This is a genomic window from Longitalea luteola (genome assembly GCF_017356035.1).
GTDB lineage: Bacteria > Bacteroidota > Bacteroidia > Chitinophagales > Chitinophagaceae > Niastella > Niastella luteola.
This window is the reverse complement of the sequence record NZ_JAFIQX010000007.1, coordinates 317,927-331,720: the sequence shown is the minus strand read 5'-3', so window position 1 is coordinate 331,720 and position 13,794 is coordinate 317,927. Positions and strand designations below refer to the sequence as shown.

General features: G+C 45.2%; 8 protein-coding genes. 5 read left to right on the top strand and 3 right to left on the bottom strand.

What is annotated here, in order from left to right; all coding sequences use genetic code 11:
• Positions 1-324: 324 nt before the first annotated feature.
• Together JUB15_RS18555 and JUB15_RS18550 are read right to left on the bottom strand one after the other, a co-directional pair.
• Positions 325-4,452 carry a hybrid sensor histidine kinase/response regulator transcription factor gene (locus JUB15_RS18555; protein WP_207513993.1) on the bottom strand — a complete coding sequence of 1,376 codons (4,128 nt, stop codon included), beginning with the start codon at positions 4,450-4,452 and terminating at the stop codon, positions 325-327.
• 114 nt (positions 4,453-4,566) lie between these two features.
• Complete coding sequence (locus tag JUB15_RS18550; protein ID WP_207513992.1) at positions 4,567-5,217, bottom strand: SanA/YdcF family protein; 651 nt, start codon at positions 5,215-5,217, stop codon at positions 4,567-4,569.
• A gap of 310 nt (positions 5,218-5,527) precedes the next feature.
• On the opposite strand from JUB15_RS18550, the gene JUB15_RS18545 reads away from it, so the two are divergent.
• Genes JUB15_RS18545 through JUB15_RS18525 form a run of 5 tightly spaced genes read left to right on the top strand, consistent with a single transcriptional unit; the run spans position 5,528 to position 12,304 of the window.
• Complete coding sequence (locus JUB15_RS18545; RefSeq protein WP_207513991.1) at positions 5,528-5,983, top strand: response regulator; 456 nt, start codon at positions 5,528-5,530, stop codon at positions 5,981-5,983.
• Positions 5,984-6,007: 24 nt separating this feature from the next.
• Positions 6,008-7,255, top strand: coding sequence for a sensor histidine kinase (locus tag JUB15_RS18540; protein WP_207513990.1), 1,248 nt, complete (start codon positions 6,008-6,010; stop codon positions 7,253-7,255).
• A 30-nt stretch (positions 7,256-7,285) separates the two neighbouring features.
• Positions 7,286-10,870 carry a response regulator gene (locus tag JUB15_RS18535; RefSeq protein ID WP_207513989.1) on the top strand — a complete coding sequence of 1,195 codons (3,585 nt, stop codon included), beginning with the start codon at positions 7,286-7,288 and terminating at the stop codon, positions 10,868-10,870.
• A gap of 40 nt (positions 10,871-10,910) precedes the next feature.
• Positions 10,911-11,723: a CheR family methyltransferase gene (locus JUB15_RS18530; protein WP_207513988.1), complete on the top strand. Its 813-nt coding sequence runs from the start codon at positions 10,911-10,913 to the stop codon at positions 11,721-11,723.
• Positions 11,705-12,304 carry a chemotaxis protein CheB gene (locus JUB15_RS18525; protein WP_207513987.1) on the top strand — a complete coding sequence of 200 codons (600 nt, stop codon included), beginning with the start codon at positions 11,705-11,707 and terminating at the stop codon, positions 12,302-12,304. Before JUB15_RS18530 ends, JUB15_RS18525 begins: the two co-directional genes overlap by 19 nt.
• 71 nt (positions 12,305-12,375) lie before the next feature.
• On the opposite strand, the gene JUB15_RS18520 is transcribed toward JUB15_RS18525, so the two are convergent.
• Positions 12,376-13,281: an NAD(P)/FAD-dependent oxidoreductase gene (locus JUB15_RS18520; protein WP_207513986.1), complete on the bottom strand. Its 906-nt coding sequence runs from the start codon at positions 13,279-13,281 to the stop codon at positions 12,376-12,378.
• Positions 13,282-13,794 lie beyond the last annotated feature (513 nt).

Genomic DNA, 13,794 nt, shown 5'->3' with positions numbered 1-13,794 from the left:
TAATCCAAAACGGTTTGCAACCAGGCGGTCTGTTTTCAGAACACTTTGATCCTTAGTTTCCTGTACCTCCCAAAAATATATGGACTACCCATGTATAATTTTCGAATGCCGGCTTACAGCTATTATCAGCATGCCCACACGAAGAAAAATCACAAAACAGATCGTACAAACCGCATTGCGATCATTTTCCAATCAGATCACAGACATTTTTGACGGCGTGAAATTAGCAGCTTCGCGCTATAGTGAGGGTATCCTTGCGTCTAAAATAGGGTATCAAAATGTTGCGAAGGGGCTAAAATATGTCTACTGCAACGGTATAATATGTCAATTATCGACCTTTTTGGCGTTGGCCTGGTAGGCAGATGGTAATTTTCCAAACTCCGCCTTAAAGTACTTTGAAAAGTACTTGGGGTTGTTGAACCCGGTTTCATAGGCAATTTCCGATACCGTTTTTTTCGTTTTTTCCAGCAGCTGTGCGGCCCGTTGCAATCTCACTGATCGTATAAATTCGATAGGCGTTTTACCTGTTAGAACAAACAGGCGCTTGTATACGGCTGCCCGGCTCAGCAATAAAGCGCGGCTCAATTCTTCTACCGAGAAATCGGCATTGGAAATATTTTTCTCTACAATGGCCAGGGCCTCCTGTACAAATTTTTCATCGGGACAGGCCGTAGGCACATCAGTTGTTTTAACGGCTATTTGTTTGGTGAAGGTTTGCTTCAGGGACTGTTGCTGCTGCAACAGGTTCTTTATTTTGCTTACCAGGATCTCAAAGTTGAACGGCTTCGTCATATAATCGGCTGCCCCCGTTTCAATGCCGTGCAGTTCCTGCTCTTCACAGGCGAGCGCAGTTAATAATATTACCGGAATATGTTTGGTGCGCTGGTCCTGCTTTATTTTTTGGCACAGGTCAATACCATTCATTTCGGGCATGTTCACGTCGCTTACCACAATATCAGGATGTACAGAAAGCGTTTTTTGCCAGCCTTCGTGCCCGTTAACCGCTACAGCAATATTGTAGTACTCGCGCAGGTTATCTTTTAAATAGAACAGGAAATCTTCATTGTCTTCTACGAGCAGGATGGTGAACTGCTTTTTTTCTGTGGCCACTGCATATTCCTTTTCCGGTTTGCTTTCCTCGATCTCATGAACGGCAGCCATTGTAACCGGCGCTGCTATCGTCCGCGTAATTTCTTTCACCGGCAATAATACCGTGAAAGCAGAACCTTTATATTCCTCACTTTCTACCCTGATACTTCCATTAAGCAGGTGCACAAATTCTTTGGTAATGGCCAATCCGATACCGCTCCCCTGGTTCACCATGGCGCCTGGTACATCGTGCTGAAAGAACCGGTCAAAGATCTTTTCATGCCGGTCGGGCGGAATGCCAATACCTGTATCCTTTACTTTTATTTCCAGCCAGGTTGCTTCATTATTTTTATAGGTCATCACTTCTACGGAAACGGCGCCCTGTTCATACGTAAATTTGAATGCATTGGAAAGCAGGTTGAAGATGACCCGTTCCAGTTTGTCGTGGTCGAAATGCGTGTACAGGCTTTTTATGCTTGCCGTATAGGAGAACCGGATCTGCTTTTTCTCGGCAATATCAGTAAATGAGCTGGCCGTTTCTTCAAGGAATTTTATGATATCTCCCTCAGTAGCGTTCAATTTTAATTCATGCACTTCCATCTTCCGGAAATCAAGCAACTGGTTTACGAGATTCAACAACCGCCGGGCATTGCGGTGTATCAACTGGTATTGCGATCTCTGCGCAGGCGTGGCTGCGGTTCCCATCATTCGTTCGAGCGGCGTAAGGATGAGGCTGAGCGGTGTTCGAAATTCATGGCTCACATTGGTAAAGAAACGGATCTTCATCATGTTCAGTTCCTGCATGCGGCTGGCTTCTTTTCGTTCCTGTTCCAACGCAAATCGCATTTTTGCCTGTTGAATGGTTATTCGCCGGGCAAAGAATAAAATAGCCAGTGCCGCCAGCGAATACAAAAGATAGGCCAGTGGCGTTAACCAGAACGGCGGAAGTACAATAATGTTCACTGCTATGCCCTGTTCGTTCCATACGCCCTGGTCGTTCGCGGCTTTTACCTGGAATGTATATTTTCCGGGATCCAGATTGGTATAGGTCACCTTGCGTGAGCTGCCATCTGTATATAACCAGTTATTGTTAAAACCTACGAGCCGGTAGGCATATTTATTTTTCTGCGCATTGAGATAACCGAGGGCGGCAAATTCAATGGAAAAGATATCTTCATCATAATTCAGCGTGATAGCTTCTGTTTCGGCAATCGATTTCTGTAGGATCACCTGGTTGCTGAAGCGGTCGCCCGTACCTATATGCTGATTGAAAACCTGCAGGCCCGTCAACACAACCGGCGGCGCAATGGTATTGATGGTTAACCTGGCAGGATCGAACAGGTTGAAGCCATTGGGGCCACCAAAAATGAGCTCGCCCTTTTTTGTTTTCAGGGCGGCGTTTTCATTGAAGGCAGCGCCCTGCAAACCATCGAGCCGGTCATAATTGATACAATTGATGCGGATACCGCTGCTCAACGTACCGGAACAATGGATCTTACTGATACCATTGGGTGTACTGATCCACAGATCATGTGCATTGTCTTCAAGAATGGTGAGGATCACGTTGTCGGGCAGGCCATCTTCTTTCCTGAAGACACGGAAGCTGTTTTTGTGCGGATCATACAAATTCAATCCGTCGCGCGTGCCAACCCACGTGAGGCCGCGGCTATCGTTATAAATACAAATAATATTGTTATTGCTAAGCCGGGTATCACGATCGAGTAACTGTTTAAAAGCGCCTGTGTGTTTATCACGCACATCGATACCATAGGAAGTTCCTACCCAAAGATTGCCGCTATTATCTTCTGTAATGGAGGAAATATAGCCGGTATGCACCGAGTTGGGCGCCATTGGCTTGAAATGAATGAACCGGTTGTTGGTGCGGTCATATTTTTCCAGTCCGGCTTCCAGGGTGCCTATCCAAAGGTTATTGTTCCGGTCTTCGAAAATTTCCCATACCCGGTCATCGGCCAGGCTGGTGCTGTCTTTTACTGTATGACGGTGGTGCGTAAATCTTTTTCCATCATAACTGTCAAGGCCGCCGAAATACGTGCCAATCCATAATACATTCGTATGATCGAGGTACAGGCTTACAATGACATCGTTTGATAAACTGTTTTCATTGTGGGGATCATGCCTGAATTGTTGGAAGGTATTATTGTTTCTATCAAAATAGACGAGGCCGCCGCCATTGGTGCCTATCCAGAGATTTTCTTTCGCATCCTCCGCGAATTCGTTCACATCGTTGTATGGCAGGCTTGCCGGGTTCTTGTCTACATGCTGGTATAAAGGAAATTTTACAATGCCTTCGTGATAGTAACTGATCCCCTGTTTGAACGTACCTACCCACATAATACCAAGATCGTCTTTGTACAGTTCTGTAAGGCAATCCTGCGCAAGGCTGCCGGCATCACCAGGTTTATTCTTTATCACCTGAACCTTCATCGTACTTTTGTTCAGGATATTCAATCCGCCATGGTCGGTAGCGATCCACATCAACCCTTTATTATCCTGCGCCACACTCATAATAATATTACTGCTGAGTATAGCTGCACCTTCATTATGCGCTATCTGCTGAATGGAATTATTGACTGTATTGATGCGGTAAATACCGTTGGTAATGCCTGAGCCAAAGACCCACAACTCATCCTGTGCATCAATGAACAAGCGATACAGATACTTATTGGTTCCCAGTTTCTGCTGCAGCAGCCGGCTGCGGCTGATCAGTCTTTTAGTGGCCCCATCGAACAGCTCCAGCAGCCCATTGCAATAAAGTACCTGGATATTATTTTTCGAATCTGTTTTAACATCGGCAATAGTGTTCACTTGCCGGTTGCCATTGTTAATTAACGGAACAAGTGGGCTGTTCTCTTCAAAATAGAAAACACCTTCATCGCGGTACACAAACAAAAATCCTTTACGCAGGGGAACTATATCCGTCAGGCCATAAGCAGGCAGTCCAGCCTGTTGTAATTTTTTGTCAACCCGGCGGTCGAATTTCTCTGTAGCCGGATCGTAAATGTTAAAACCCAGGTTCGTGAGCACCCATAGTTTATCAAACGGACCGGAAACCATTTTAGTAATACAATCATCAATAATGGAAGTAGTATCCTGGATGGAGTGACGGAAAGTCTTACAGGTATAACCATCAAAACGGTTCAACCCGCTCATGGTACCAACCCACATGAAACCTTTTCTGCCTTTATAAATGCAATTGACCTGGTTGTTGGAAAGTCCCTGGTTAATATTGAGGTGTGCAAAATGAAGGGAAGCCTGATGTTGTGCCTGCAACAGCATGGCGATACAAAAACATACAGGCAGCAAAACCAGGGTTTTGACAAAGGGTTTAAGATAGGGCGACATTCCGGTGGCAATTATAATAAAAGAACACCTGCATTGAAAGCATTTGAAAGGTAATATTTGTTAACATGACAACACTGTGCACTCGTTGAAACTGACACACCTGTAATATCTACGTCAGGCAGGAATATTCACTTTATCGCCCAGGAACTTCGGCTTTGTACCAAACCAGTAATCAACAAACACTTTTACGCGGGCAAGTTTTTCACGAAGCTGCACGCGCATGCCCTGCCGGGCGTTTACATCGGTTGCATTAAAGCCAACGGCTTTGATGCCTTCCCTGGAAGCCATGTACAGGGCGCGTTCGTTATGGAACTGTTGGGAAATGACGGTTATGGACTGCTGGCTGAAGATCTCTTTTAAACGCACAATAGAATCAAAGGTGCGGAAACCGGCATAATCGAGAAATATAACACTTGAATCGATGCCTTGTGCGATCAGATCGGCCCGCATATCTTCCGGTTCGCTGTATTCTTTCCGGCTGTTATCGCCGCTGATGACCAGGTATTTGATTTTGCCTGCTCTCAACAACTGTACAGCTGCCTCAATGCGGTAATTGTAGTACAGATTGGGATAACCCGACGCCAGGAGTTTGGACGTTCCCAAGAGCAAACCTGTTTTATTAAAAGGGATCGTTTTTATATCGGTATATAACTTACCCTTTGCCGTGTCGCTGATAATTCTGTTGCAAAGAACAATGGTAACTAAGCAAACGGGAATCAATGCCAGCAGGCTGTACAGTAGAATTCGTTTACGGTTTTTACGCATAGGGAATAAGAGCTATTATTGGGTTTTTTTTCAATATAGTTTTTCTTTTCAGGATATGCCTGTACAGCAGATCTCGATAACACTACCTGATGCTGCAAAGATTTTGAAAAAGAATCATATAGAGAACAATTCCGCAGGAAAAACCTTTGTTTTTGTGGATTTTTTTACCCGATATACTGTGGTCTGTAGATTGCACGTATTTTTCCTATGCTTGCATTCACGACTTAATGGGAAAAATAATAATGTGAGGGATAGCACATCCAGGTACAAATAATAAATATTCTTTATAAACACAGGAATCGCTCATACTATGACTCAGCCCCGTAGCTTTTTACTCGTCGATGATGACATCGATGATATTATTATTTTTCAGGAAAGCCTGAAAAAGGTAGATGAGAAAATACAGTTTTATTCTGCCAACAATGGCAAGGCAGCCATTGACTTTCTTACTGCAAATATCAATCAATTACCTTCTCTTATATTTCTCGACATCAACATGCCGCGCATGGATGGCAAAGAATGTTTGAAGATCATTAAACAACATGAGAAACTCAAACATATTCCTGTGCTGATGTATACCACTTCCTCCCAATCTTCGGATATTGAAGAAACCATGATGCTGGGGGCCATGTGTTTTATCACCAAGCCATGGGGCGTAAAGGAGCTGAAAATACTTTTATCGGCCATTGCACACACACCTGTTACCAAATTACCATCAACCTTACAATCACTGGAAAAAGATATAAGCTGTTTTATAGTTTGTTAGTTACTCTTATTTGTATTCGATAGTATGATCCTTATCGTTGACGATAAATATGAAAACCTGTTTTCATTAAAATCTTTGCTGCAATTATACGCTTATGAAACTGATACCGCTTCCTCCGGTGAAGAAGCCCTGAAAAAAATTCTAAAGAACGAATATTCGGTCATCATTCTCGACGTGCAAATGCCCGATATGGATGGATACGAAGTGGCCGAAGCCATTTCGGGATTGAATAAAACCAGGGATATTCCGATCATCTTTCTGTCGGCCGTTAACATCGACAAGCGTTTTATTGCCAAAGGATACGACTCTGGCGGCGTAGACTATATCACCAAACCATTCGACAATGAGCTGCTGTTGCTGAAGGTGAGGACCTTTAACCGGCTTTACCAGCAAAAAAAGGAGTTGAAAATGGTGGAGGATGCGCTCAGGAAGGAAATTGAAATGCGGAAAAAGTCGCAACAGGAGATAGAACAGATCAATTCTCTGCTGGAATTTAAGGTAGAAGAAAGGACAAAAGACCTGTTACAACTGAATAAGGACCTGGAGAACCGGAATGCGGAACTGGCGCAATATGCGTACCTGGCCTCGCATGACCTGCAGGAACCGCTGCGAAAGATCATTACCTTTATAAAGATCATTGAAGAAAAATACCTGGCCGGTATTCCCGAGGCGAAACAGGAAATAAGCAAGGTGATCGCCTCTTCAGAAAGAATGCGGAATTTGATCAATGCGCTGCTGAGCTATTCAAGGCTCTCGGCCGCTTCCTTATTTACCACGGTGAACCTGAATGAGGTCATCAAAGACGCTGTGGCCGACCTGGAAATAACCGTAAAAGAAAAGCAGGCCAGTATAAACGTTTGCACGCTGCCCGACATCGAGGCTATACCCGGACAAATGCGTCAGCTGTTCCAGAATTTCCTGAGCAATGCCCTGAAATTCTCCAAGAAAGACGTACCACCTGAAATAAAGATCTACAGTGAGTTTGTGGATGAACTGTCGCTCGACGCCGGCTCCAGGAACGAGGGCCGGTACATTCGTATTCATATCAGTGATAATGGCATCGGGCTCGATGAATCGTATATTGACAAGATCTTTGTCATCTTTCAACGCTTACATGGCAAAACGCAATACGAGGGAACCGGAATTGGGCTGGCCATTGTTAAGAAAATTGTTGAAAACCATAATGGACTGATCGGGGTAAATAGCCGTGAAGGGGAAGGCGCTACCTTTACCATTGTACTTCCCATAAAACAAGCAAACAATACGCAATAGCGATTATAATCAATAAACATACTGAATAAGATGAATGCTTTCAAGCGCAATCTCATCATTGGTTATGGCATTTCGTTACTACTGCTGATCATCAGCGGTGTAGCGTCCTACATCAGCATCAACAACTTACTCTTCAGTGCTAAACTGGTCAGTCACACCAATGAGGTAGGGAAAAAAGTACAAAGGGCGATGACCGATCTGCTCAATGCCGAAACGGGTCAGCGCGGTTACCTGTTAACGGGTAAAAAAGAATTCCTCGACAACTACCAGGGCGCCCTTGGCAGAGTGAATACACTGCTTAATGAAATTAAGCCGCTTACCGCTGACAATATAGTGCAACAGGAAGATGCCGAGCTTTTACAAACGCATGCGCTTAAGCGGCTGAATTACCTGGAACTGTTGATTAAAAAGAAACGCAACGGTGAAGCAGTCAGCGACAGTTTGCTGGTCGAAGGCAAACGTCACATGGATGTTATCAGAGCTATCGTCAAGCGGATGCAGGAGCGGGAAGAAGCGCTGCTGAACGTGAGAACAAAGAACATGAACCGGTTTGTAGCCAGCACCCCTGCCCTCATCCTGATTGCCTGCGCATTGGGCCTGCTGGTAACTATTATTTCATTTATAAGAACATTGAATGATTTTCAAAAACGCGAAGCCCTGCAACAGGCATTAGAGGAAAAAGACAGGCAGACCTCACAGCGGATCAACACGATCAATGCGGTGGCTACCGAAGTATCCGGAGGTAATTATACTGTTAAAGTAGAAGATACAGGAGATGATGCGCTCGCAGGTATAGCCGGTTCGCTCAATAAAATGACGGCGGCGCTGGAGCAATCTTTTACCGAGCTGAAAGACCAGCAGTGGCTGCAGGCCGGTATTGCGCAATTGAATGAGATCATGATCGGAAAGAAAGAGCTGGAAATTCTCACCTTTGATGTCATTGATTTCATCACCAATTATACCGGTGCTGCCCTGGGCGCCTTTTATCTGCGAAAAGATGAAGACAGCCTGCAACTGGCAGCCGGCATTGGCATCAGCAAAGCAGAAAGATCAGAGATCCTGTTTGGCGAAGGTATCGCCGGTCAGTGTGCGCAATCGGGCAGGCAGGTACTGCTGGAAAATATTCCGGAACCTCAGATCCTGGTCAACTATACAGGCGGGGCTGTAAAACCATCGGCTATACTTGCGCTTCCGGTCTTTTTTGAAAGCCGGCTGAAAGGTGTAATAGAGATCGCGTCACTGGAACCTTTTTCAAAGATCAAGCTCAATTTTTTACGGGACGCCGGTTATAATATCGGCATGGCCATCCACAGCGCCCGCGATCATCAGCGCCTGCAGGAACTGCTGGCCGAGACGCAGGCGCAGTCCGAGGAATTACAGTCACAACATACCGAACTGGAAAATATCAATGCCGAACTGGAAGCACAGGCCGAAAGACTGCAAACCAGTGAAGAAGAACTGCGCGTACAGCAGGAAGAGCTGCAGCATGCAAACCGGGAACTGGAAGAGCGGAGCCGTTTGCTGGAAGAAAAGAATGAACTGATCCTCGAAAGAAATCTTGAAATACAACAGCGGGCCGATGAACTGGCACAGAGCACGCGGTATAAATCAGAGTTCCTGGCGAATATGTCGCACGAACTGCGAACACCGCTTAATTCCATTTTGCTTTTGTCGCGCCTGTTAACCGACAATCATAGCAGCAATTTAACCAGCGACCAGATAGAATACGCAAATGTCATCCAAACGTCCGGCAAGGGATTGCTTACGCTGATCGATGAGATCCTCGACCTGTCGAAAATTGAAGCGGGTAAAATGGAGCTCGAATATACTGATGTACGTATTCCTGAAGTAGTAAGTGAACTGAATTCCCTGTTCTCGCCCCTGGCCTCCGAAAAAGGCATTGACTTCATTATTGAACAGGAGGATGATCTGCCGCTCACCATTGAAACAGATAAAATGCGGTTGAACCAGATCTTACGCAACCTCATTTCAAATGCCCTCAAGTTCACAAAAAAAGGATCTGTAACACTGAGCATAAAAAAGAAAGAGAACGATTGCTGGTTCTCGGTAAAAGACACCGGCATTGGTATTCCCAAAGAAAAACAGACCCTTATTTTTGAAGCCTTTCAACAGGCAGACGGTAGTACGCGCCGGCAATTCGGCGGTACCGGCCTCGGATTAAGCATCAGCCGCAAACTGGCCCAACTGCTGAATGGCGAAATCTTACTGAACAGTGAAGCCGGACAAGGCAGCGAATTCATCCTCGTGCTGCCAGTGGCGAAAGACAAAAAGATCCAAATACCGGCAGGCGTTCCCGAGGCGCCGGTTTATAAAGAAGTTACCGAAAAAGTGGCTGCTCCTGTCAGCCAGCGGGATCACCAGTTCGTGTCGCCGGTTATTCCTTCTCCCCCAGAAGATGACCGGCCTGTTATTCAGCCAGGCGATAAAGTGATCCTGATCATTGAAGACGATACTGCATTTGCCCGCTCGCTGCTCGACTATACGCGTACGAAAGGATATAAAGGCATTGTAGCGGTGCGGGGCGATGAAGGTATTAGCCTGGCCAAACAATATAACCCGTTGGGCATTTTGCTCGATCTGCAACTGCCGGTGATGAGCGGCTGGCAGGTGATGGATGAATTGAAAGCTGATAACCGCACCCGTCATATACCGGTGCACATTATGTCGGCCTTCCAGGTGAAGACCAGGAGCCTGTCGAAAGGTGCGGTTGATTTTATCAACAAACCGGTAGCTTTTGAAAAGCTGGGCGAAATGTTCTCAAAAATTGAAAATGCCCTGAACCGCGAACCGAAAAAAGTGTTGATCGTTGAAGAGAACACCCAGCATGCAAAAGCGCTCGCTTATTTTTTAAGCAACTACAATGTAGCTTCTGAAATAACGAATTCAGTAGATGAAGGCATTAAATCGCTCAACAAAAAAGAGGTCGATTGTGTGATCCTGGACATGGGCATACCGGCACAAAATTCCTACGACACCCTTGATGTTGTGAAGAAAACAGAGGGGCTCGAAGACATTCCCATTATTGTTTTCACCGGAAAGAACCTGTCGCAAAGCGAAGAAGTGAAGATCAGGCAATATGCCAATTCAATAGTTGTAAAAACGGCCCACTCCTATCAGCGCATTCTGGACGAAGTGTCACTGTTCCTGCACCTGGTAGAAGAAAACCAGCAGGAGAAACGTGCTTACCGGCGCAGCCGTAAAATTGAGACCGGCGAAGTGCTGAAAGGAAGAACGGTGCTGGTGGTAGATGATGATGTGCGGAACATTTTTTCCCTGTCTAAATCGCTGGAGAGCTATGGCATGAATGTAATTTCTGCCATAGATGGCAGGGAAGCATTACGGCAGCTGGAAGCGAATACAAAGATCGATATGGTATTGATGGACATGATGATGCCCGAGCTGGATGGTTATGAAACCACCAAACGTTTGCGTCAGATGCCGCAATATCGTAACTTACCTGTAATTGCAGTTACTGCCAAAGCCATGACGGGCGACCGGGAAAAATGTATTGCAGCAGGCGCTTCAGATTATATTACCAAACCGGTAGATGTTGATCAGCTTATCTCCCTGTTGCGGGTGTGGTTATATCAGTAAATATAGCAATGGACCTGTTCCATGCTGCAAAAAAGCAACTATGATCAAAGATGAGGACCTGAATATACTTGTAGCTGAGCTGTTCGAAAAACATGGTTACGATTTCAGCAATTATGCGAAAGCCTCGTTAAAACGAAGAGTGAACAGATTGATGGTGATTGACCGGCTACCCAGTTTTGCAGAATTATTATACAAGATAAAGAGCGATGCCAGTTACACGGTTCATGTAGTGCAGGAATTAACGGTGAACGTCACTGAGATGTTCAGGGATCCACAATTATTTAAAACCATCCGGGAACAAATTTTACCCGGACTGGCCACCCATCCCTTCATCCGCATCTGGCATGCCGGCTGTTCAACAGGGGAAGAAGTATATTCGATGGCTATCATGTTGGAAGAAGCCAATTTATTGCATAAATCGCTGTTGTACGCAACCGACCTAAATCCAAGGGTGATCGAAAATATAAAACGGGGGTTCTTTCCACTCTCACAAATGAAACAATATTCGGAAAATTACATTGCCTCCGGTGGCAAAAAAGATTTCTCTGACTATTACACGGCAAAATATGAATGGGCCAAATTTCATGACCGGTTCAAGGAAAAAATGGTGGTGGCTACCCATAACCTGGTATCTGACAGATCGTTCAATGAATTTCAGATCATCCTGTGCCGGAATGTGCTTATTTACTTCGATAAAATACTCCAGGATAAAGTACTCACCCTGTTCGATAACAGCCTGGAAAAACTGGGTTTTCTGATCCTTGGTTCCAAGGAAAACCTTCGATTTTCATCCATAGCATCACAATACACACAGCTTGCGCACAAAGAAAAAATATGGAGAAAGATGAAATAACCGCAGGCGCCATTGTCGTTATCGGCGGTTCTGCCGGCAGCCTCGAAGTGATCCTCGAAATAGCGAACAATTTACCGTTGCTGCCAACGGTGGTCATCATCATTGTCGTTCACCGGAAGATCGATAACGATTCAATTCTCGAAGAGCTGATCGCGCATAAAACCAAATACCGGGTAAAGGAAGTCGAAGACAAAGACGCCATCATTCCCGGAACCATTTATATAGCACCTCCCGACTACCATTTACTCATCGAAAACAAGCATTGTTTTTCTTTGGATACTTCTGAAAAAGTGCATTTCTGCCGGCCCAGCATCGATGTTACCTTTGAATCGGTGGCCGAAACTTTTACCAGCCGCGTAATAGGCATTTTGTTAAGCGGCGCCAATATAGATGGTGCCGAGGGACTGGCCTGCATTAAACAACTGGGCGGTTATACCATGGCGCAAACCCCCGAAAGCGCCGGAATAGATATTATGCCCAAACAGGCCATCAGCCGCAATATCGTTGACAAAATTGTGGAGCCGCAAGACATCAGCAAAGAGATCGTGCAGCTGGTTACCACCAGAACATCCAGCTTGTAAGAGATTACATGAGTAAGTGATCCTCCGTCGCGCACCGGCCCCACTAGTAATAGGTTGGCTGGTATCCGATATTAAAATGATTCGTCTACCAGTTCTTTGTTAATGGCTGCTCCTGCCATTCCGCCTGCTGCTACAGCCTGTGAAACCGCCCGCATCATAATGGTATTATCGCCGGCCGCATATACGCCCGGTACGGTGGTTTTATACATGTTGTCTACTGAAATATAACCGGCTTCGGTTAAAGCACAACCCAATTGCACCGGTATATCACAATGCTGTACAAACGGTAGTTTCGCATACACCGCTTTCATGGCCATGGTTGATCCATCTTTGAAATGCACCAGCTTCAGTTGGCCATTGGTATGTTCAAAATAATCCACCTCCGTTTCAACGATTTGGATATCACGCTGCCTTAATTTGGCCGACTGCTCGGCAGTTAAACCTGACTTACCATTTGTAAATAAGGTAAGGTCTTTGGTAAGGTTATTAATGAGTTTGGTAAACTCATAACCGATATCTCCGTTCGCCAGGATACCGGTCTTTTCATGCCGTACTTCATATCCATGGCAATACGGGCAATGGATAACTGTAATGCCCCAGCATTCGGCAAGGCCGGGAATTGGTGGAAACTTGTCTTTTATACCGGTGGCAAATAACAATTTGCGGGCAGAAAACTGCTCGCCGGCGGCCGTTTGCAGATCAAATCCCTGCTCATGTTTGGTAGCACTCACTGCAAAGCCCTGCATGAATTTGACCGTTTCATATTTCAGCACCTGTTCTTTGGCTTTGGCGGCAATAGCGGCCGGCGTTGCCCCGTCATGCGTAATAAAGTTATGGGAATGTGGAGTTTGCCGGTTGCAGGGTTCTCCCCCATCTATGATCAATACCTTTCGTAAACTCCTGCCTAATGCCATGGCTGCAGATAAACCTGCATAGCTGCCGCCGACAATGATCACGTCAAATGTTTCGCCTTTCATAATGTTTGATTTCGTCTATTAGTGTGGAGCAAAAGTAGGGAAAGTTTTTGTTTTTGCAACAATGTTGCATACGAAGGCTTAGAAATTTTTCCTTTCCTGGTTATTTCAGGGCAGTATATGCATTGGATCTCAATAAGTATGACCTTTTTTCAAATGAATAAATTGTCCATTTCATTAAATGAAAAGGATTTTTTGTTGAACGTTTTGTCTGTTTCGCTTAATAAAAAGGGCTTTTTGTTGAACAACCTGGTCAATTCCTTTTAATGAAACGGACCTTTTGTTGAACGATTTTTCCATTCCTTTCAATGCCCATTCGCACATTTTCGAATTTGATTTCCGAACACCGGCCGCAGGCCGCAATGCGAGCACTATTCATTTGCACATTTTCACATTTGCACATTTTTTCGCATATCCGTTATGTTACCCATCTCGTAAATCGATTTCCCGATTGCGTAAGCAGGTTTCTGCAGCCAGGGCTTTTCTTTGCACCACGATCTCATTCTCCTTCCATCT